This window comes from Bradyrhizobium sp. AZCC 1678, from assembly GCF_036924765.1.
Lineage (GTDB): Bacteria > Pseudomonadota > Alphaproteobacteria > Rhizobiales > Xanthobacteraceae > Bradyrhizobium > Bradyrhizobium algeriense.
In genome coordinates this window covers 5,838,315-5,857,874 of the sequence record NZ_JAZHSE010000001.1, presented here as the reverse complement: position 1 = coordinate 5,857,874, position 19,560 = coordinate 5,838,315, and the positions used below count along the sequence as shown (strand labels likewise).

General features: G+C 62.0%; 19 protein-coding genes and 1 pseudogene. 11 read left to right on the top strand and 9 right to left on the bottom strand.

What is annotated here, in order from left to right:
• Window positions 1-163 precede the first annotated feature (163 nt).
• On the bottom strand, window positions 164-523 hold the full coding sequence (locus V1294_RS28190) for a DUF427 domain-containing protein (protein ID WP_334479070.1): 360 nt from the start codon (window positions 521-523) through the stop codon (window positions 164-166).
• Between the two features lie 183 nt (window positions 524-706).
• On the opposite strand from V1294_RS28190, the gene V1294_RS28185 reads away from it, so the two are divergent.
• The 3 genes from V1294_RS28185 to V1294_RS28175 all read left to right on the top strand — a co-directional run bounded on the left by V1294_RS28185 (window position 707) and on the right by V1294_RS28175 (window position 3,126).
• The gene (locus tag V1294_RS28185) at window positions 707-961 is read left to right on the top strand and encodes a BolA family protein (protein ID WP_108516421.1); all 255 of its coding nucleotides are present in this window, start codon (window positions 707-709) and stop codon (window positions 959-961) included.
• 27 nt (window positions 962-988) lie between these two features.
• Window positions 989-2,167 carry a low temperature requirement protein A gene (locus V1294_RS28180; RefSeq protein WP_334501733.1) on the top strand — a complete coding sequence of 393 codons (1,179 nt, stop codon included), beginning with the start codon at window positions 989-991 and terminating at the stop codon, window positions 2,165-2,167.
• A 659-nt stretch (window positions 2,168-2,826) separates the two neighbouring features.
• On the top strand, window positions 2,827-3,126 hold the full coding sequence (locus V1294_RS28175) for a hypothetical protein (RefSeq protein WP_108516428.1): 300 nt from the start codon (window positions 2,827-2,829) through the stop codon (window positions 3,124-3,126).
• Window positions 3,127-3,208: 82 nt separating this feature from the next.
• On the opposite strand, the gene egtD is transcribed toward V1294_RS28175, so the two are convergent.
• Entirely contained in the window at window positions 3,209-4,180 is a 972-nt protein-coding gene (gene egtD, locus V1294_RS28170) for an L-histidine N(alpha)-methyltransferase (RefSeq protein WP_334501732.1), read from the bottom strand.
• Between the two features lie 50 nt (window positions 4,181-4,230).
• Complete coding sequence (egtB, locus tag V1294_RS28165; protein ID WP_334501731.1) at window positions 4,231-5,481, bottom strand: ergothioneine biosynthesis protein EgtB; 1,251 nt, start codon at window positions 5,479-5,481, stop codon at window positions 4,231-4,233.
• A gap of 302 nt (window positions 5,482-5,783) precedes the next feature.
• Between egtB and grxD the strand changes: the two genes are divergently transcribed.
• The 4 genes from grxD to V1294_RS28145 are packed head-to-tail and all read left to right on the top strand — an operon-like array spanning window position 5,784 to window position 9,293.
• The gene (gene grxD / locus V1294_RS28160; protein ID WP_108516906.1) at window positions 5,784-6,122 is read left to right on the top strand and encodes a Grx4 family monothiol glutaredoxin; all 339 of its coding nucleotides are present in this window, start codon (window positions 5,784-5,786) and stop codon (window positions 6,120-6,122) included.
• Window positions 6,119-6,673, top strand: a complete 555-nt coding sequence (locus tag V1294_RS28155; RefSeq protein WP_334504854.1) for an O-acetyl-ADP-ribose deacetylase — start codon at window positions 6,119-6,121, stop codon at window positions 6,671-6,673. Before grxD ends, V1294_RS28155 begins: the two co-directional genes overlap by 4 nt.
• 51 nt (window positions 6,674-6,724) lie before the next feature.
• Entirely contained in the window at window positions 6,725-8,008 is a 1,284-nt protein-coding gene (locus V1294_RS28150; protein WP_334479080.1) for a serine hydrolase domain-containing protein, read from the top strand.
• On the top strand, window positions 7,989-9,293 hold the full coding sequence (locus tag V1294_RS28145; RefSeq protein ID WP_334501729.1) for a serine hydrolase domain-containing protein: 1,305 nt from the start codon (window positions 7,989-7,991) through the stop codon (window positions 9,291-9,293). Before V1294_RS28150 ends, V1294_RS28145 begins: the two co-directional genes overlap by 20 nt.
• 22 nt (window positions 9,294-9,315) lie before the next feature.
• Here V1294_RS28145 and V1294_RS28140 read toward each other — a convergent pair whose 3' ends face one another.
• The gene (locus V1294_RS28140; RefSeq protein WP_334501727.1) at window positions 9,316-10,797 is read right to left on the bottom strand and encodes a GH1 family beta-glucosidase; all 1,482 of its coding nucleotides are present in this window, start codon (window positions 10,795-10,797) and stop codon (window positions 9,316-9,318) included.
• 238 nt (window positions 10,798-11,035) lie between these two features.
• Here V1294_RS28140 and V1294_RS28135 point away from each other — a divergent pair, with 238 nt between their 5' ends.
• On the top strand, window positions 11,036-12,604 hold the full coding sequence (locus V1294_RS28135) for a glycoside hydrolase family 17 protein (protein WP_334504853.1): 1,569 nt from the start codon (window positions 11,036-11,038) through the stop codon (window positions 12,602-12,604).
• A gap of 6 nt (window positions 12,605-12,610) precedes the next feature.
• Here V1294_RS28135 and V1294_RS28130 read toward each other — a convergent pair whose 3' ends face one another.
• Complete coding sequence (locus tag V1294_RS28130) at window positions 12,611-13,678, bottom strand: threonine aldolase family protein (RefSeq protein WP_334501725.1); 1,068 nt, start codon at window positions 13,676-13,678, stop codon at window positions 12,611-12,613.
• A 133-nt stretch (window positions 13,679-13,811) separates the two neighbouring features.
• Between V1294_RS28130 and V1294_RS28125 the strand changes: the two are divergent.
• A pseudogene (locus V1294_RS28125) lies at window positions 13,812-13,999 on the top strand (type II toxin-antitoxin system HicA family toxin).
• Between the two features lie 57 nt (window positions 14,000-14,056).
• On the top strand, window positions 14,057-14,449 hold the full coding sequence (locus tag V1294_RS28120; protein WP_334501723.1) for a type II toxin-antitoxin system HicB family antitoxin: 393 nt from the start codon (window positions 14,057-14,059) through the stop codon (window positions 14,447-14,449).
• 109 nt (window positions 14,450-14,558) lie between these two features.
• On the opposite strand, the gene V1294_RS28115 is transcribed toward V1294_RS28120, so the two are convergent.
• The 4 genes from V1294_RS28115 to V1294_RS28100 all read right to left on the bottom strand — a co-directional run bounded on the left by V1294_RS28115 (window position 14,559) and on the right by V1294_RS28100 (window position 18,463).
• Window positions 14,559-15,704, bottom strand: a complete 1,146-nt coding sequence (locus tag V1294_RS28115; protein WP_334501720.1) for an alpha-hydroxy acid oxidase — start codon at window positions 15,702-15,704, stop codon at window positions 14,559-14,561.
• A gap of 163 nt (window positions 15,705-15,867) precedes the next feature.
• Window positions 15,868-16,485 (bottom strand): 30S ribosomal protein S4, encoded by a 618-nt coding sequence (rpsD, locus tag V1294_RS28110; protein ID WP_108516453.1) that lies wholly within the window; start codon window positions 16,483-16,485, stop codon window positions 15,868-15,870.
• A 216-nt stretch (window positions 16,486-16,701) separates the two neighbouring features.
• Window positions 16,702-17,481 carry an acyltransferase gene (locus V1294_RS28105; protein ID WP_334501718.1) on the bottom strand — a complete coding sequence of 260 codons (780 nt, stop codon included), beginning with the start codon at window positions 17,479-17,481 and terminating at the stop codon, window positions 16,702-16,704.
• 202 nt (window positions 17,482-17,683) lie between these two features.
• Window positions 17,684-18,463: an HpcH/HpaI aldolase family protein gene (locus V1294_RS28100; protein ID WP_334501716.1), complete on the bottom strand. Its 780-nt coding sequence runs from the start codon at window positions 18,461-18,463 to the stop codon at window positions 17,684-17,686.
• A 174-nt stretch (window positions 18,464-18,637) separates the two neighbouring features.
• On the opposite strand from V1294_RS28100, the gene bla reads away from it, so the two are divergent.
• Window positions 18,638-19,495, top strand: a complete 858-nt coding sequence (gene bla, locus V1294_RS28095; RefSeq protein WP_334501714.1) for a class A beta-lactamase — start codon at window positions 18,638-18,640, stop codon at window positions 19,493-19,495.
• Window positions 19,496-19,560: the final 65 nt, after the last annotated feature.

Below are 19,560 nucleotides of genomic sequence, written 5' to 3'. Positions count from 1 at the left end.
TCCCGGCCAGCCTGTTTGTGCCGAATGTTGCAGCCGGGAACCCGATTCAGCAAGGCCCAATGTTCGCTGCCGTTTGCCACGGAATGGCCAGTAGTACAGACAAGTCTACCTGTTCTGCGCAGCGCAGACACTTATGCCCCGGCGATGACAGACGGGAGACGGCCTACGCCATTTCCTCGATCGTCACCTTGTCCGGATAGAACGCCAGATGGCCTGATATCTCGGCCATGGCCGGGAAGGGCGTCTCATAGGTCCAGATCGAATTTTCGATGCTCTTGCCGTTGGCGTTGATGCTGAAATAGTTCGCATCCCCCTTGTAGGGGCAGTGGGTGGTCCGCTCGGTGCGGGCCAGCAGCGACATATTGGCATCCTCGCGCGGCACATATTGCACCGCCGGATAGCTGGCTTCCTTCAGGGTCAGCGCATGGGTGGTGTCGGCGATGACCACGCCGCCCACCGAGACGCGGACGCGCTTGGGGTTTGCCGTTATCGTGATCGGATGGTCGGGACCGGGCAATTTCATGATTTTCAGCCTCTTTTTCGGTCAGCCCATAATGATCGGGCGCGACCGGATCTCAGGTGTCAAACGGTCGAAGGCGGAATATAGTGCCGCCAGGCGTGACCTAGAAGAGCCTACGCGCTAGGTTCGGCCGTCACGGTCGCGCGAGCCGGCCGTGATTCGAAACACCTGACGGAGACATGCTGGATGCCGATGGATGCCCACGATATCGAATCGATGATCAAGGCAGCTATCCCCGATGCCGAGGTGACGATCCGCGATCTCGCAGGCGACGGCGACCACTACGCCGCGACCGTGATTTCGGAATCCTTCCGCGGCAAGTCGCGCGTGCAGCAGCACCAGATCGTCTACCAGTCGCTCAAGGGGCAGATGGGCGGCTTGCTGCATGCGCTGGCGCTGCAGACCGGAGTACCTAGCGGACCTGGAGTGCCGGAGGCCTAGGCCCCGACTGGCCACGCGGGGGCACCGATGACGGACAATCCGCACGGCGCGATGTTTCGCGCGATCGTGCCGCACCAGCACAGCCGCGTCACTTATGCGGAGCTGTTCTTCGACCTCGTGTTCGTCTTTGCGGTTACGCAGATCTCTCACACGCTGCTGGCGCACTTTACGCCGCTAGGCGTGTTGCAGGTCACGCTGCTGTTCCTCGCCGTGTGGTGGGTGTGGGTCTACACCTCCTGGATCACCAACTGGCTCAATCCCGAAAAGACCCCGGTCCGGCTCCTGCTGTTTGCGATGATGCTGGGCGGGCTCGTGCTGTCGACCTCGATTCCGACGGCGTTTGACGGGCGCGGCCTGTGGTTTGCCATTGCCTACGCGGCGATGCAGGTCGGCAAGACGGTCTTTCTCTGGATTTCGACCCCACGATCGCGGCCGCTGGCGCGGATGAATGCCATCCGCATTACCGCGTGGCTGTCGATGTCGGCGATCTTCTGGATCGTGGGCGGATTGGCGCAAGGCGAGTTGCGGCTCGTGCTTTGGGCGATCGCGCTTGTCATCGAGTATGTCTCGCCGGCGGTGCGGTTCTGGATACCCCGATATGGCGCGTCTTCCGTCGCGGACTGGGTGATCGAAGGCGGCCACATGGCCGAACGCTGCGCGCTCTTCGTCATCATCGCGCTGGGTGAATCCGTCGTCGTGACCGGCGCAACATTTGCCGAACTGGCCTGGTCGGCCGAAAACCTGATCGCCTTCGTCACGGTGCTGGCCGGCAGCATCGCCATGTGGTGGATCTATTTCCACATCGGCGCCGAAGCCGGCTCCGAGCAGATCTCAAGATCGAGCGAGCCGGGAAGGCTGGCGCGGCTCGCTTATACCTATCTGCACATGCCTATCGTGGCCGGCATCATCGTCTCGGCGGTGGCCGACGAACTGGTGCTGAAGCACCCGGGCGGGCATTCCGATCTCAAGACGGTGATAAGCGCAATCGGCGGTCCGCTGCTGTTTCTGTTCGGGACCATCCTGTTCAAGCACAGCTTTCGCGGCTTCCTTCAGCTCTCGCACGGGGTCGGTATCATCGCACTCTGCGTGCTCGCCTGGTTCGCAAGCGAGCTGTCGCCGCTGATGCTGTCGATCCTGACCACCGCCATCATGATGGTGGTCGCGGTGTGGGAATCGGTCTCGCTGCAATCGGGTCCGAGAGAATAGTACCGTTAGAGCCTCATCGGTTCTGATTGAATCAGAACCGGGCTCTCGTCTTTCGTTTTGATGCGTTTTCTTTACGCAAACCGAATCCACCCCCGGATCAAGTCCGAGGGCGTGGTTCGTCTGGAAACGCTCTAACTTGAAAGCGCCCTAATCAGGCAGCGATCGCCTGACCGGCAGAAATGGCGACGTGCTGTGCTGATCGACGACGTTTCGAAGAACGAGATTTGACAATTGCACGACGAGCGCCCGCAGCCTGGCATTTTCCTCGATGAGGGACACCCGTTCGGCGTCCGTCTCTTGATCCCAAGCCTGGTCCTCGCGAACGGAGGACGAGCTGGAATCTTCCTTCCGATTGCCGGACGCTGGATATGCGTTGCCCATAACTGACATCCCCTGGCACGAACACACCCCTAGCCGAGCCTGACGCAGAAATTCGACTGAGTCCGCGTCAAAAGTTGGACGTTTCGAAGGGCAAACGAGAGCGCGGATGGAGCGTTTTGCGGGCGGGTCGATAAAGATGAAGATTTGTTAAGAAGTTTGTCTATAGTGGGCGCGGCAAAGGTGCGGGGACGCGCGGCGGCGTAGCACCTTTCCATCAGACCTAGACCAGCGCGATTCACTCAGTGCCCACGGGGTTGCCGTGGTGGGAATGCGCGCCTATGAAACAAAGTGAAGCAAGAGTACGCATCATTCAGGAGTGGGATCGCTGGATCGTGACGCAGGCGATCGAGCAGGACGGACCCACTGGAAAAGATTCGTTGAAGTTCTTCCACGAGCTGCAGGACGCTGGATCGGCGCTATTGGATTTCCAGTCTCGTGGGCAGGACAAGTGGCGGATCATTCACGCGTGGTTGCTGGGTGCAGATCGACTATTCGATGACTGGATATCCGCCGCGCCCCGGATCGCTCCAACACGCAGGATGCGACCGGAGCGCAGGAGATCTGACTGCAAGACTTGAACTGCAAGACTTGAACTGCAGAGACTTGAACTGCAGAGACTTGAACTGCAGAGACCTGAACTGCAAAGCTCGCGACCACTCCTCAGGCTGACGCCGCCAGCGCGTGAACCGAAAACATCCGGTCGTGGTCGGTCCAGGATTCCCGTACCGACCAGCCGGAGTCGCGCGCCAGATCGGTGAAGCGGTCGAAGCTGTATTTGTAGCTCGACTCGGTGTGGATGCTCTCACCCGGGCGGAATGAAAAATTCCGTCCGAGGATGCGCACGGTCTGCGCCTTCTTGGCGATCAGGTGCATCTCGATGCGATGCCGCTCGCGGTTATAGACCGAGCGGTGCATGAAGGCGGAAACGTCGAAATTGCCGCCGAGCTCGCGGTTGATGCGGACCAGAACGTTGAGATTGAAGCGCGCGGTGACGCCGGCTGCATCGTTATAGGCATCGTAGAGCACGCGCTCGTTCTTTTCGAGATCGACGCCGATGATCATTTGCGCGCCTTCGCCCAGAATGTCGCGCGCACTGCGCAGGAAGGCGCGCGCTTCGTGCGGCTCGAAATTGCCGAGCGTCGATCCCGGAAAGAAGCCGACCTTGGGCATCCCTTCGATCTCGGCGGGCAGGGTGAACGGCGCGGTGAAATCGGCGGCAACCGGATAAACGCCGAGCTCGGGAAAATCCTTGCGCAAGCCGCTGGCCTGCGCGGTCAGGAAGTCGCCGGAAATGTCGACGGGGACATAGCCGCCGAAATCGCAGCGCTCCAGCAGCAGGCGGACCTTGGTGGTGGCGCCGGCGCCGAATTCCACCAGCGCGGCACCTTTGGGAACGATGGAAGCGATCTCGCCGCCGCGGCTGCGCAGAATGCCGAGCTCGGTGCGGGTCGGATAATATTCCGGCAGGACCGTGATCTGCTCGAACAGCTCCGAACCTGCGGCGTCGTAGAAATATTTCGGCGACAGGCGCTTGGGAAATTGCGACAGGTCGCCGATCACGTCGCCGGCAAAGGCGGAGGTCTGCTCATCGAACGGGTAGCTTTGGGCCAAAGCGGCGGCGTGCACATTCATGATACTCTCCCGAACGCGCTTTCCGGCGCGCTATGATCCTGTTGAGCGGGTCAGGCGTAATCGGCGAGGCGTAACCCCGTGAATTGCCAGCGGTGGTAGGGATAGAAGAAGTTGCGATAGGTGATACGGCTGTGGCCGGCCGGGGTTGCAAGCGAGGAGCCGCGCAGCACCAGCTGATTGACCATGAACTTGCCGTTATATTCGCCCAGCGCACCCTCGATGGCGCGGTAGCCGGGATAAGGTGAGTAGGAGCTGCGGGTCCACTGCCAGACGATGCCGAAGGCGTCGTTGAGCTGGCCGGCGCGGGCGGCGACCTCCCATTCCATTTCGGTCGGCAGATGGCGGCCGGCCCAGCGCGCGAACGCGTCCGCCTCGTAATAGCTGACATGGCTGACCGGGCCTGAAGGGTCGATCGGCTGCAGCCCGCCGAGCGTCATGATCCGCCAGTCGCCGTCGACCTGGCGCCAGTGGCCCGGCGCCTGCCAGCCCTCGTTGGTCGCGGCGGCAAAGCCGTCCATCAGCCACAGCGTGGCCGTGCCGTAGCCGCCGTCCTTCATGAAGGCCAGCCATTCGGCATTGGTGACGAGGTTGCGGGCGAGGCTGACCGGGCCGACCAGCGCCCGGTGCGCGGGTTTTTCATTGTCGAAATGGAAGCTGTCGTCGCTGTGGCCGACGGTGTGGATGCCCTCGTTGAGGGTGACCCATTCCTCCGCCGAACGATGCTGCGCCGGGAAGCGCCATGACGGATCGTAGGCCGGCGGAAGCGGGTTCTGCGCAAAGGCGTGCAGGATATCGGTCAGCATCAATTCCTGATGCTGCTGCTCGTGGTTGAGGCCGACCTCGACCAGCGGGACCAGTTTTGTGAGGCGCTCCTCGCCGGCGGTCTGGAAGAACTTGACCACGGCGGCATCGACATGCCGGCGATAGGCGGTGACCTCGTCCGCGCTCGGGCGGGTGAGGTGGCCGCGCTGGTGACGGGCGTGCCGGGGACCTGCGCTGACATAGTAGGAATTGAATAGAAACGCGTAGTCGGGGTGGAAGGGCCGGTAACCCTCGCAGTGTTCGCCGAGCAGGAACTGCTCGAAGAACCAGGTGGTATGGGCGCGGTGCCATTTGGCCGGGCTGGCGTCCGGCATCGACTGGATCAGCTGGTCCTCGGGGCTCAGGGGGGCAGCGCGGCGCTCGGTCTCGCCGCGGACGGCCAGATAGGCTTCCACCAAATTCTGGGCGAGGGTGCCTGAATCGGAGAAAAGTGACGGGGTGGGGCTGGCAAGGGACGCTGCAGATACTGATTTCGTCACAGGTGTCTCCGGTTAAGGGAGAGAACTTTAGTCCGGCAAACTGGTTCCCGACGGGCGGTCCGTCCTAGATAGGGGTTCCCCTCCGGGAAAAAAGCCTTCCCCCGCTATGATATTGATGCCGTCAGACTATTGGGCCGCGGCCGCCGGGGGCTCCGAGCCGGACCCGCGCATGCCACCTACTCGCCATTTTACTATGGATGCCCAACGGTTTGGGTTACATATAGGGCAAGTAACCAGGTTAGATGGACGAGCCGGCCCGTCAGGCGAAGCCGCAGGGGGCTGAGCCGCAAAAGGAAGCGAATATGAGCATCGAACAATTCATCGCCAATGAAGTGAAGTCGAACGACGTTGTGCTGTTCATGAAGGGCACGCCGCAGTTTCCGCAGTGCGGTTTCTCCGGCCAGGTGGTGCAGATCCTCGACCACGTCGGCGTTGGCTACAAGGGCCTGAACGTCCTGGAATCCGCCGAACTTCGCAACGGCATCAAGGAATATTCGAACTGGCCGACGATCCCGCAGCTCTACGTCAAGGGCGAGTTCATCGGCGGCTGCGACATCATTCGTGAGATGTTCCAGGCCGGTGAATTGCAGCAGCTGTTCGCCGACAAGGGCGTCACCGTCAGCGCGGCGGCCTCGGCCTGAGCGGTCGCGCGCGCCAGATCGGCCGGGCGCGGCTCGAAGTCATCGTTGCCGACATCACCAGCTTGCGCGTTGACGCCATCGTCAACGCGGCCAATTCGTCGCTCCTTGGCGGGGGCGGCGTCGATGGTGCGATCCATCGGGCGGCGGGGCCGGAGCTGGTGGCTGAATGCCGTAAGCTCCACGGCTGCGAGACCGGCGACGCCAAGATCACCAAGGGCTATCGCCTGCCGGCCAAGCACGTGATCCATACGGTTGGGCCGGTGTGGAATGGCGGCACGCTTGGCGAGGACGATCTGCTTGCCTCTTGCTATCGTCGCTCGATCGAATTGTGCGAGAAGCACGGCCTAGTTTCAGTCGCCTTTCCCGCGATCTCAACGGGCATCTATCGCTTCCCCGCCGATCGCGCGGCCGGCATCGCAGTCCAGACCGTCGTCGATACGCTCGCGGCTGCACCCACAGTCATGCAAGTGGTCTTCTGCTGCTTCTCCGATGCCAGCGCCCAGTTGCATCAGGCGGCATTGGATACCTTCGGCAGCCCTTGTGCCGACTGACAAGCCGCCGCTACACTCTCCGCTGAATTCCAAGGAGAGGGGTAGGGTCCAATGAATTCATCAGGAATGCTGCGCGCGCTGGGCTTCGGCGCGCTGATGCTTGCAACGCTGTCGTCCGCCCGCGCCGAAGGCACCTTCGATATTCCCGCAGGTGCGCATTTCAACAAGGACAAGCTTGGGAAGATCACCGAGTTCTTCAAGAACGAGGTGTCGACCGGCAAGATCGCCGGCGCCAACGTTCTGATCCAGCAGCACGGCAAGCCGGTCTATCACGAAACCTTCGGCGTTCAGGACGTCGTGTCGAAGGCGCCGATCACCGACAAGACCATCTTCCGTCTGTCTTCGCTGACCAAGGCGATCACCTCCGTTGTGGCGATGCAGTTGATCCAGGACGGCAAGATCAAGCTCGACGATCCCGTCTCGAAGTACATTCCCTCCTTCGCCAACATGAAGGTCGGTGAGGAGAAAAAGGCCGAGGACGGTACCAGGACGCTCGAACTGGCGCCGCTGACCCGGCCTATCACCATTCTCGACCTGATGCGTCATACCTCCGGCATCACCTATGGCTTCTATGGCGACAGTCTGGTGCGCAAGGCCTATAAGGAGGCCAATCTCTACGCGGGCGAATTCGACCTTGCCGAATTCGCCGAGCGGATCGCCAAGCTGCCGCTGCACAACCAGCCGGGCGCGCTCTGGCAATACGGCCATTCCACCGACATACTGGCGCGGATCATGGAGATCGTGTCCGGCAAATCATTGCTCGAGATCGAAAAGGAAAAGCTGCTCGATCCGCTCGGCATGACCGACACCGGCTTCTTCGTTACCGAACCGGAGCGGCTGCAGCGGCTTGCCCAACCATTGCCGAACGACAGCGATTTCCGGGTCGGCCGCCTCTACAGGACCGAGGTTCGCCAGAAGTGGGAATCCGCCAGCGGCGGCATGGTTTCGACCATGTCGGATTTTTCGAAGTTTGCGCAGATGCTGGCCAATGGCGGTACGTTCGAGGGCAAGACCTATCTCAGCCCGAAGACGTTCGAACTGATGACATCGGACCACGCCGGCAAGGACTCCGGCGTTGCGCGGGATCATTATTATTTCCCCGGTGACGGCTTCGGGATGGGGCTTGGGCTTGCCGTGCGCACCGATCCCGGCAACGCCAAGCCGCCGCCGCCGGGATCGCTGGGCGAACTGAAATGGGACGGCGCCGCCGGCTGCTATATGGTGGTTGACCGCAAGCAGGACATGTTCTTCGTGGTGCTGGAGCAGACGCCGACGGAGCGCCAGCGCGTCCAGCGGACGCTGAAGCAGTTGGTCTATGAAGCGCTGGAGAACTGACGGCGCCGCAGGGCGCTGCCTCGTCGCGGCCGGGCTCGTGGTTTTGTTGGTCGCTGGCCGACCGCACGAGGCGCGAGCCGAGCCGAAAGTGGCGAACGCGCCAACTTTTTCACGCGCGGCCCTTGACCGGATCGGCGACTACATCCGCAACGAGGTCGCGACCGGCAAGATTCCCGGCGCAGTCCTGCTGATCCAGCAGCACGGCAAGCCGGTCTATTTGCAAAGTTTCGGCGTGCGGGACCCGGCGACCGGCCAGCCGATGACGCCGGACACGATTTTCCAGATCTATTCGATGTCGAAAGCCGTCACCTCGGTTGCCGCGATGATGCTGGTCGACGACGGCAAGCTGGCGCTCGACGATCCCGTGTCGAAATACATTCGCGCCTTTGCGGATGCAAAAGTCGGCGTCGATCTTTCCGATGAAGCAGGACAGTACCCGCTCAAGCTCGAGCCGTTGAAGCGCCCGATCACGATCAAGGATCTGCTGCGGCACACGTCGGGCATCACGTACGGCTTCTTCGGCGAAACCGCGGTACAGAAACTCTACGCCAATCCCCAACTGTACGCCGGCGATTTCGATAACGCCGAATTCGCCGACCGGATCGCGACACTGCCGCTCGCCGATCAGCCCGCGGTGCGTTGGAATTACAGCCATTCAACCGACGTGCTAGGCCGCGTTGTCGAGGTGGCCTCGGGGCAGACGCTGTTTCAATTCGAAAAGCAAAGATTGTTCGATCCTCTCGGCATGTCCGAGACCGCATATTATGTCGCAGATGAATCGAAGTGGTCGCGCATTGCCCAGGCATTTCCCGTCGATCGTTTTCGGGTGGCCGGAATCAGGGACCCAGCATTGCCGCGGCGCTGGGAATCCGGCGGAGCGGGGCTGGTCTCGACGGCCGGGGACTATGCCCGCTTCCTGCAAATGCTGCTGAACGGAGGCGAACTGGACGGCAAGCGGTACCTCAAGCCCGAGACAGTCGCACTGATGACGTCGGATCAGATCGGGCCAGAGACCAGGATCATTCACGATCCCTTCTATTTCCCCGGCCCGAGCTCTGGCTTTGGTCTCGGCTTTGCCGTGCGCACCTCACCGCCGCCGAATACGACATGGCCGCTCGGCGAATACCGCTGGGACGGTGCGGGCGGCAGTTTCTATTTTGTCGACCCCGAGGACGACATGCTCGTTGTCTGTATGGTGCAGGCTCCGACGCAAGGTGGGCGGATCCAACTGGCGCTGAAGACGATGATGTTTGAGGCGCTGGGCAAGGGCCTGCGCAAGGATTGATAGAGGATTGACGATCGCCTGACTACGCGACCGCGTTGCGCGCGATCGTCTCGCGATAGAACGACGCGCTCAGCTTGGGCGTCCGGCGCTTGGTATCGAAGTCGACGTGATAGAGGCCGAAGCGCTGTTCATACCCGTCCGACCATTCGAAATTGTCCATCAGGCTCCACAGAAAATATCCAAGCACGGGCACGCCCTCTGATGTCGCGCGCTGCAACTGCGTCAGATAGCTGCGTAAGTACATGATGCGATCGACGTCATAGATGGTGCCGTCCGCGGCCGGCTGGTCGCTTCCCGACGTGCCGTTCTCGGTGATGTAGATCGATTTCACGTTCCACAGCTTGGCCACATGGCGTGGTACCCAGTACATTGTTTCGGGGCCGGGCCTGAGCCAGGTCGCCTTCATGTGCGGGAACGATTTGGGAAATGGCGCTAGAGTGAAGCCGCGTTCGTTGTCGGCAGCAACGACGTAATGATCAGGCATGTAAACATTCAGCCCGACAAAATCGATCGGGGAGGAGATGATGCGCAGATCTTCGGCGGTGTATTTTGGAGCATCTTTGCCGGCCTGCGCGAGATAAGCATCAGTGTATTTTCCCTCGAGCATCACGGTCAAATAGCCGGCATTGAGCTCACGCGTCGCGATCTCGGCTGCGCGGATGTTCGCAGGCGTTTCGATGGCCGGGATGCAGCTCACGGCATTCTCCGCCGGACCGACCTTGATTCCGGCCTGTCCATTGGCCCGGATCGCCTGAACCGCGAGACCGTGCCCCAGCGCGACGTTGTGCCTGACCTGCTTCACGTCCGATGGGGATAGTTTGAGCCCCGGCGCATCAGCGCCAAACTCATGGCCGAGATGGACGAGCCTGGAGCATTCGTTGATGGTGAAGAAGTGCTTCACGCGATCGCTTAGGCGCCCCGCGACATGGCCTGCGTAATCCGCAAAGGCCTTTGAGGTGTCGCGCGAGGTCCAGCCGCCGAAGCGATCCTGCAGCGCCTGCGGCAGGTCCCAATGATACAGCGTCGCAAACGGCTCGATGCCGTTCGCCAGCAACTCGTCGACAAGGCGGTTGTAGAAATCGAGGCCTTTTGGATTTGTCGCGCCGGCTCCGTCCGGGAAGACGCGAGGCCATGCGATCGAGAATCGATAGGCCTTTGCGCCGAGCGCCCTCATCAACTGGATGTCTTCCTTGTACAGACGATAATGGTCGGTCGCGGTGTCGCCGTTGCTGTGATCGGAGATGGTGCCGCTCGTGTGGGAGAAACGGTCCCAGATCGACGGACCGCGGCCGTCTTCGTTCACGGCTCCCTCGATCTGATAGGCCGAGGTCGCCGTGCCCCACAGGAAACCGCTCGGAAAACCGAAAGAGGTTGTTCGATTTCGTGTTCCACTATCCGCATCCGATTGGGCTCGTCCGGACCCGGCTGGCAGCATCGACATGCCAAGTGCAGACCAGCCCGCAATTCTGCCAAATTGCCGCCGGGAAAATCTCTTGAATGGCATCGCTTCACTCGTCGGGATCAATCAATCTTGAGCAAAACAAGGCTCACTCTTGATGCTTCGTGTTCGAAGCAGGTCTAATATCACTGCTTCGGTGTCCCAGTGCAATTGTGCAAGCGGCTGAATCCGCGGGTCGACAGGGCCGCCGCGCACCGCTAAACAGGCTGATATATTCACCGATTTGGGGAGCAGGACGATCGGCTTGCGCACGCCGCTGGCGCTTTTCATTGTATCGCTGGGCATGGTCGCCGCGGTGTGGTGGTGGCTCGCCACGCCGGTGGCGCTGACGCGCGCGCCGATCGATGATGCCGCGAAGCTGGAGTGCGTTTCCTACGCGCCGTTCAGGGGCGATCAGACGCCGCATGATCCAACGCTGATCGTCAGCCCGGCGCAGATCGCGGAGGACTTACGCGAACTGGCCAAGGTCTCCAAATGCATCCGCACCTATTCCATCGACAACGGGCTCGACAAGGTGCCCGAGCTTGCGTCCAGGGTCGGATTGAAGGTTCTGCTCGGCGTCTGGATCGGACGCGATCGCGCCAAGAACGCGCTCCTGATCAACACCGCGGTCTCGCTGGTGAAGGATCATCCCGGCGTGGTCGCGGCGATCATCGTCGGCAGCGAAGTGCTGCTGCGCGGCGACATGACGGTGGACGACCTTCGCCAAACGATCCGTTCGGTCAAGCCGCGCGTGGACGTGCCGGTGACCTATGCCGATGTCTGGGAATTCTGGCTGCGCTATCGCGAAGTGGGCGAGGATGTCGATTTCGTCACCGCCCATTTCCTGCCGTATTGGGAGGACGTTCCGCCGCGCGCCGAAGATGCGGCCGCGCATGTCGATGACATTCGCAAGCAGGTCGTGGCAGCGTTTCCCGGCAAGGAGATCCTGATCGGGGAAACCGGTTGGCCAAGCCACGGGCGGATGCGCGACGGCGCGCTGGCTTCCCGCGTCAATCAGGCGCGTTTCATTTCCCAGATTCTCGAGCGGGCGCGACAGGACAATTTTCGCGTCAATTTTTTCGAGGCCTATGACGAGCCGTGGAAGCGACGCTGGGAAGGAACGGTGGGTGGCTATTGGGGGCTGTTCGACGGGATCGAACGCAAGCTGAAATATCCGGCAGGGGTGGCCATCAGCAATTACCCGCTCTGGAAGCTGCAGATGGCATGCGGGCTGTTTCTTTGCATCGGCGTATTCGCCGTAGCCTTGGTCACGCTGAAGCGCCGGCCGTCGCCGATGCCATTGGCATCGTGGCTTGCGGTCGCGGTGTCCGCGACTACTGGCGGAATCCTGCTGGGCGTGAGCGTGGACAAGATGCTCCACGAAAGTTACGGGGCCGGCGGTTGGCTGGTTCAGGGTTTCCTGCTGGCGGCGGCGGTGACTGCGCCACTGCTGTCCACCTACGCGCTGATCTCGGGGCGCGGGCTTCCGTCGTTTCTTGAAGTGTTGGGGCCGCCCAAGGATCTGACCCCATTCTTCATGGCCAATATGCTCGGCATCACGCTGATCGTGACGACGCTCATTGCCACGCAAACCGCGCTCAGCCTGATATTCGACGCGCGCTGGCGCGATTTCCCGTTCGCCGCCCTGACCATGGCCGTGGTGCCGTTCTGGACCTTGGCATTCCTCAATGGTTCGAAATCCGGCGAGCGGCCGCTCTCGGAAGCCGTGTTTGCCGGACTGTTCGCGCTTGCCGCGGTCTACGTTGTCTTCAATGAAGGGTTCGAGAACTGGCAGGCGATGTGGACCGCGGCGGTGTATGTCCTGCTCGGCAGTGCGCTGTGGCGGGCACGCACTGCTGCTGTTGCCTGAGTTCTCTCACGCCCCGCGCACGATCTCGCGCACGATGCCGACCGTCTCCTCGATCATCGCAGCGCTGACATCGAGATGCGTGCAAGCGCGAATGCGGCCATCCATCATCGCGAGCAGCACGCCGCGCTTGCGCAAGGCCTCGACCATTTTATCGCCGCTGACGCCCGCGCCGTCAGGCCTGAAGAACACCAGATTGGTCTCGGGCTCTTGCACCTCGATGCCGTTGATCTGCGACAGCCCCCGCGCCAATGAACGCGCATTGGCGTGATCGTCCGCGAGGCGGTCGACGTGATGGTCGAGCGCATAGACGCAAGCCGCGGCGCAGATGCCGGCCTGCCGCATCGATCCGCCGAGGCGCTGCTTCCAGCGCCAGACGTCGTCGATGAAGGCGCGCGAACCCGCGATGACGCCGCCGATCGGTGCGCCCAAGCCTTTTGAGAAATCGATCCAGGCCGAATCCCAGCCCGCGGCCATATCGCGCGCCGATATTTTTGTCGCGACGCAGGCGTTCAACAGCCGCGCGCCGTCCATATGGGTGATCAGCCCATTGGCCTTGGCGATCTCCACCACTTCATCGAGCGCCGCCTTCTTCCAGATCGTCCCGCCACCGATATTGGCGGTCTGCTCGACGCTGACGACCGTCTGCGGCGGCTGGTAGCGCGAGCGCGGATGCAGCGCGGCGCGGAACGTTCCGGGGGCAAATTGCCCGTCGTCGCCCGGCAGCGCCGTGATCTGGAATCCGCCAAGGGCTGCATGCGCGCCGCCTTCGCGCGCAATGATATGCGCGCTGGCATGGGCGAGAATTTCATCGCCCGGCCGGCAATGGGCCAGTGTTGCCGCGACATTGCACATGGTGCCCGACGGCATGAACACGGCCGCTTCCTTGCCGAGCAGGTCGGCCACACGCTCGCACAGCAGGTTCACCGTCGGGTCGTCGCCGATCTGTTCGTCGCCGACCTCAGCCCGCGCCATCGCCTCGCGCATCGCTTGTGTGGGGCGCGTCTGCGTGTCCGACAGCAGGTTGATGCGGATGGGATCGGCCTTGGGATCGCGAGGGGCAGGGGTGTAGTGCATGGGAGTTCTTCTCGCTCACAATTGCTATGGCCGGGCAAAAGCACGCGTCCGGTGCCTCGCGTCAAGGGTGGGCTCGAATCTTAGTGTGTATTTATACACTTGAAATCACGCATTAAAGTGTGTATAAATACTCATGAATTCTAAGGCCATTATCTCCGCGTTGAAGGCGGACGGCTGGGTGCAGGTCGCCCAAAAAGGAAGTCATGTCCAGCTCAAGCATCCAACCAAACCGGGGCGGGTAACGGTGCCTCACCCGCGAAGAGATATCCCGACCGGCACGTTCAGGAGCATCGAGAAGCAACCGGTCTGAAGCTGAAATAGAACAGATAGGAAATGGGCCAGCGGCCCGCCCTGCCAGAAGCAGAGGATGAATAGAAAATGCGACAGTACATCGCCTTGATCCACAAAGAGCCGGGCAGCGACTACGGCGTATCGTTTCCGGACCTACCCGGCGTGATCAGCGCCGGCAAGACTCTGGATGAAGCCCGCGATATGGGCGCAGAAGCTTTGGCGCTGCATCTGGAAGGTTTGGCGGCCGATGGCGAAGCCGCGCCAGAGCCAAGCTCTCTGGAACAGATCATGAAAAATGCGCAAAACAAGGATGGCGTTGCCGTGCTGATCGCGGCGCCCGCCGCGGAACTGAAGAGTGTTCGGATCAACGTGACGATGCCGGCCGACGTGCTCGATCAAATCGATCGCTACGCCGAACGGGAAGGGTTCACGCGCTCGGGCTTCCTTGCCCAGGCGGCGAAGAAGGCAATGGCAGTCTGACGCCGCAATCGACCTTTGAACCTCAAACAAAAACGCTCCGGCAAAACCGGGGCCTTTAATATCTCGGAACTGAAGACCGAATTTGCAAACGTGATGAGGGGAGAAGGAATTATCTGAAGCGCAGATTTTCGCGTGAGAGCTGGTCGATCGATCTGCACCCCATCAGCTTCATTCCTCGCTCGATCTCGGCCCGCATCAGGCCGAGGGCGCGTTCAACGCCGGCCTGGCCGGCCGCGGCGAGAGGATAAAGATAGAAGCGTCCAACGCCAACAGCCTTGGCTCCTAGCGACAGCGCTTTCAGGACGTGGGTTCCGCGCTGGATCCCGCCGTCCATGATCACGTCGATCTGGTCGCCCACGGCATCCACGATTTCAGCCAATTGATCGAACGCCGCCCGCGAGCCGTCGAGCTGCCGGCCGCCATGGTTGGAAAGCACGATACCGGTGCAGCCGATCTCAACGGCGCGTTTCGCGTCGGCCACCGACATGATGCCCTTCAGGCAGAATTGCCCGTTCCATAGCTGCACCATTTCAGCCACGTCGTCCCAATTCATCGAAGGGTCGAGCATTTCGGTGAAATAGCGGCCGATCGACATGGCGCCGCCGCTCATGTCAACGTGCTGGTCCAGCTGGGGCAGTTTGAAACTCTCATGGGCGAGGTAGTTGATGCCCCACATCGGTTTGACCGCAAACTGGGCCATACCGGCAAGCGTCAGGCTGAACGGAATTGAGAAGCCTGTACGCAGATCGCGTTCGCGGTTGCCGCCGGTGATGCTGTCCACGGTCAGCATCATGACGTTGACGCCGGCTTCCTTCGCCCGCTGCATCATGGCGCGGTTGAGGCCGCGATCCCGGTGAAAATAGAACTGATAGACTTGCGGCGTATCGTACGCCCTGCGCAATTCCTCGAGGCTTACGGTGCCGAGCGAGGATACGCCGAACATGGTGCCGTATTTCGCGGCCGCGGCGGCCACCGCGCGTTCGCCGGTATGGTGGAACAGGCGCTGCAGCGCGGTCGGGGAACAGTAAAACGGCATGGCCAGTTTCTGGCCCATGACGGTCACCGACATGTCGATGGTTTCCACGCCGCGCAGGACGTTGGGCACCAGATCGCAACGCTCGAAGCTTGCGGTATTCTGGCGAAGCGTTGCCTCGTCATCGGCGGCGCCGTCGATGTAGTTGAAGATTGGGCCGGGCAACCGTCGTTGCGCCAGCTTGCGGAAATCATGGAAGTTGTAGCAGTCGCTCAAACGCATGTTGTCCCCCGGCGCCGGTTCAATCCATGGCTCCCCCTTGGCTGAACCTTGGGCTGAATCCTACTTGCAAGCCGGTGTTTGAACCATGCGCATTGCAAACTGCGGACAGAAAAAAGGCCCCGGCAAAACCGGGGCCTTTGATGTCTCGGGAACCGAAAATCGATCAGCGCGAATAGAATTCGACGATCAGATGCGGCTCCATCTGCACTGCGAACGGCACGTCCGACAGGGCGGGGATGCGGGTGAACTTCGCGGTCATCTTGCCGTGATCGGCTTCGATGAAATCCGGCACGTCGCGCTCGCCGAGCTGGCTTGCTTCCAGAACGGGAGTGAGCTGCTTGGAGGATTCCTTGATCTCGACGAGGTCGCCGGGCTTGAGCTTGTAGCTCGAAATATTGACACGGCGGCCGTTCACCTTGATGTGGCCGTGGTTGATGAACTGGCGGGCGGCGAACATCGTCGCGACGAACTTGGCGCGATAGACCACCGTGTCGAGACGGCGCTCGAGCAGGCCGATCAGGTTTTCACCGGTGTCGCCCTTCATCCGGCCGGCCTCGACGTAGATGCCGTGGAACTGGCGCTCTGAGATGTTGGCGTAGTAACCCTTGAGCTTCTGCTTGGCGCGGAGCTGCACGCCGAAGTCGGACAGCTTGCCCTTGCGGCGCTGGCCGTGCTGGCCGGGGCCGTATTCACGGCGATTCACGGGGCTCTTCGGGCGGCCCCAGATATTCTGGCCCATACGGCGATCGATCTTGTATTTCGCCTCACTGCGCTTTGTCATCGCGTCCTCTGCATTAGGTTTGAGTATTGAGGAAACGCGCCCTCCTGTGCACCGGCAGGGCCGGGGCCGACAGGTCCGCCTCGAAAGCTCGGGGAAGACCACGGGTCGCGAAACGCATCGCGGGCCGAAACCGGCCCGCGAGCAAGCGGGTTCTTAAGGAGAAACCGCCGTTCTGTCAACGAAAACGGCCGCTTTTCCGGGCCAAATCGGTCCCCGTCAGGTCGCGACCGCCCGGACCGGTTTGGGGTCGCTTTGCTGCCGATTGGAGCGCAATTCGGCGGCAATTTCACCGTTCAGCACCTGTTCCAGCCGGTTCAGCGCCTTGGCCATCGGAGCGGCGTCGGTAACCCGGTGATCCCAGCGCAGCACCACATCGATGGTCTGATCGGGTTTTTCCACCCCATAGCTCAGGACAAACGGTCCAGGGCTGATGGCGTGGAGCTGGCCGGCGCCATAGGCGGCCACCGAGGTCACGCCAAAACTGCCGAAATAATTGGCCCGCTGGCGGCCGAAATTGAGCCCGATCGCCCAGAACAGCCGCCGCAGCGGCAGCGGCAGCCGGGTGGTTCGCAAAATCTTCCGGAACGCCGGCACCTCGTCGATCGGCGCCTCCTTGGCGTGCCGGATCAGGGCATCGACCTCGGCAAGCGGCATTTCATCCGGCGCGGTGACCTTTTGCGGCAGCACGCAATCCTGGCCGTCCTCGACCCGGGCGATCGCCACCATCGCGACGCTGCGCGGCAGTTCGTAAAAGGCAGGCATCGGCCATTTGACGTAGAGCGTGCGCAGCACCGGCTCTTCCTTCGCCACCAGCGCGAAGGCCTTGACGAAGATCGCGGCCCAGCCTGGCCGTTGGGCGGCCTGCGCACGAGCTTCCTGCAAGGTGCGGATATGAAGCGGACGTGTGAGCGAAACAAAAGGCACACGGATCGACGCGTGCATGAGGTCGGCGACCAGGCGGCGCGGTAGTGTGATTTTTCGAACCGTTCCGCGCATCGCTCCGCTCAGGGTTTCCGCAATAGATCAATCAGAAAACCGGCAGGCCGCCCAGGCTGCCTGCCAGCACCTCATCTAGCACGAACAAGGCGTTTTGACGCCAGAGGGTTCGTATCCGGATTCGCCCGGATGGCCGGCGGCCGGGCCTCCGAGGGCGATGTAAACCCCAAGGACTTTGAAGGGTTTGCCGCCGTCTCGGCACCTATCGCTTGATCCCGTCAAAGCTCGCCGCGATGCCGCGCTGGAACAGCGACCAGTCGAAGCCCAGCGCCAGCGCGACATAGCCGCGTTCGATCATCCGGTTGGCCTGCTCGGCCGTGCGGGCGACGCCGCCGATCGGCATGCCGCTCCTCAGGATGCCGGCCTCGGCGCGCGCCATCAGCGCCAGCACCTCGGGATCGTCGGGCAGGCCGCGCTTGTCGATCGACGTGGCGAGGTCGCCGGGCCCGATCACCGCGAGGTCGATGCCTGGTGTCGCCATGATCTCGTCGATGCGCTCGACCGCCTCGACATGCTCGATGGTGATCATGCAGATCATGTCGTCATCAGCGGTCGCCATATAATCCGCCATCGATAGGCCCCAGCGGAACGGCGCGTGGAACGGGCCCCACAACCGGTCGCCCTTTGGCGGGTAGCGCACGCTCCGCACGGCCTTTTCGGCATCCGCGCGGCTGCAGATCATCGGAAAATTGATGCCGAGCGCGCCGAGGTCCATCGGCGCTTTCGCAAGCCAGGGCTCGTTGGCGGCGATCCGTACCATCGGCACGCAGGGCGTGCCTGAGGTGGCCGTGATCATCGCATGTGCCGAACCGAGATCGATCGGCCCATGCTCGAGATCGACGATGATCCAGTCGATCCCGGAGCGCGCCATGATCTGCACCGTCTGGATCGAGGGAATGGTCGCGATCGCGCCGAAGGTCGGGCGTCCCTCCCGCCATAGCTGGCGCAGGCGGTTGAGCGGCGCAGGTTTTGCGGAGGTCAAGGCGGAAACTCCTTAAATCAAACGGCCGATTCAAAAATGGGTGGCTGGTATCATAAGGATAAATCCGTGGCCTATCGAGCCACATTGTTTTTAACGCATCGCATTTGGCTCGCCATGATTCCGGCGCAAGCGGCAAGCAACGCAACGCGAGGATTTGGTGCAAAGGATGCTTTCATGACGATCAATCGACGTACATTCCTGGCCGCGGCATCTGGCTTCGTGCTCTCGCCGGCGCTCGCGGAGGAGGCGCCGCCGGTGCTTGCAGCGTATGAGCGCGAAACCGCTGGACGGATCGGCCTTTACGCCGAAAATCTCGCAAGCGGCGCGAAGATCGTCTGGCGCGCCGAGGAGCGCTTCGTCATGTGCAGCACGTTCAAGGCCTCGCTGGCCGCCTTCGTGCTGGCACGGGTCGACCGCGGTGAGGAGCGCCTTGAAGACATGGTCGGGTATGCCGCGGCGGACCTTCTTGACTATGCGCCGGTCGCCAAAGCGAACCTTGCTGCGGGCGCCATGTCGGTCTCGGACATGTGCAAGGCCATCGTCGAACTCAGCGACAATACCTGCGCCAATCTGTTGCTGGCGCGGTCCGGCGGCCCGGCCGCGCTGACCGCGTTCTGGCGCGCGACTGGAGATACGGTTTCGCGCCTCGACCATAACGAGCCGGAGTTGAACCGCTCGCCGCCCGGCGATCCCAACGACACCACCATGCCCGCCGCCATGGCCGGAAATCTGCGCCGCTTCGTGCTGGGGGAGGCGCTGTCGCAGGGCTCACGCGAACATCTCACGGAGTGGCTCGTGGGCTGCAAGACCGGCAACAACCGCCTGCGCGGTGGTCTGCCGAAGGACTGGAAGATCGGCGACAAGACCGGCAACAACGGCAAGGACGCCTCCGGCGATATCGCGATCGCCTGGCCAAAGGTGGGCGGGCCGGTGCTGATTTGCGCCTATACGCAGGGAGGCTCGCCCACGCCGCCGCAATTCGAAGCGATCTTTGCGGAAATCGGACGGATGGCAGGCGGGCAATTGGGCTAGTGCCCACGGGTACGCGAGCAGTCCGCCGTTGCTCTCGCCTGCGCAACCCATGATCGAGGGAATTC

What these genes read in the sequence shown, in the direction of transcription:
- rpsD (WP_108516453.1), bottom strand. Translation starts at nt 16,485, where the DNA reads ATGACAAAGCGCAGTGAGGCGAAATACAAGATCGATCGCCGTATGGGC.
- egtD (WP_334501732.1), bottom strand. Translation starts at nt 4,180, where the DNA reads ATGAATGTGCACGCCGCCGCTTTGGCCCAAAGCTACCCGTTCGATGAG.
- V1294_RS28180 (WP_334501733.1), top strand. Translation starts at nt 989, where the DNA reads ATGACGGACAATCCGCACGGCGCGATGTTTCGCGCGATCGTGCCGCAC.
- V1294_RS28120 (WP_334501723.1), top strand. Translation starts at nt 14,057, where the DNA reads ATGCGACAGTACATCGCCTTGATCCACAAAGAGCCGGGCAGCGACTAC.
- V1294_RS28140 (WP_334501727.1), bottom strand. Translation starts at nt 10,797, where the DNA reads ATGCCATTCAAGAGATTTTCCCGGCGGCAATTTGGCAGAATTGCGGGC.
- V1294_RS28150 (WP_334479080.1), top strand. Translation starts at nt 6,725, where the DNA reads ATGAATTCATCAGGAATGCTGCGCGCGCTGGGCTTCGGCGCGCTGATG.
- V1294_RS28115 (WP_334501720.1), bottom strand. Translation starts at nt 15,704, where the DNA reads ATGCGTTTGAGCGACTGCTACAACTTCCATGATTTCCGCAAGCTGGCG.
- V1294_RS28145 (WP_334501729.1), top strand. Translation starts at nt 7,989, where the DNA reads ATGAAGCGCTGGAGAACTGACGGCGCCGCAGGGCGCTGCCTCGTCGCG.
- V1294_RS28190 (WP_334479070.1), bottom strand. Translation starts at nt 523, where the DNA reads ATGAAATTGCCCGGTCCCGACCATCCGATCACGATAACGGCAAACCCC.
- bla (WP_334501714.1), top strand. Translation starts at nt 18,638, where the DNA reads ATGACGATCAATCGACGTACATTCCTGGCCGCGGCATCTGGCTTCGTG.
- V1294_RS28175 (WP_108516428.1), top strand. Translation starts at nt 2,827, where the DNA reads ATGAAACAAAGTGAAGCAAGAGTACGCATCATTCAGGAGTGGGATCGC.
- V1294_RS28130 (WP_334501725.1), bottom strand. Translation starts at nt 13,678, where the DNA reads ATGCACTACACCCCTGCCCCTCGCGATCCCAAGGCCGATCCCATCCGC.
- grxD (WP_108516906.1), top strand. Translation starts at nt 5,784, where the DNA reads ATGAGCATCGAACAATTCATCGCCAATGAAGTGAAGTCGAACGACGTT.
- V1294_RS28105 (WP_334501718.1), bottom strand. Translation starts at nt 17,481, where the DNA reads ATGCGCGGAACGGTTCGAAAAATCACACTACCGCGCCGCCTGGTCGCC.
- V1294_RS28185 (WP_108516421.1), top strand. Translation starts at nt 707, where the DNA reads ATGCCGATGGATGCCCACGATATCGAATCGATGATCAAGGCAGCTATC.
- V1294_RS28135 (WP_334504853.1), top strand. Translation starts at nt 11,036, where the DNA reads ATGGTCGCCGCGGTGTGGTGGTGGCTCGCCACGCCGGTGGCGCTGACG.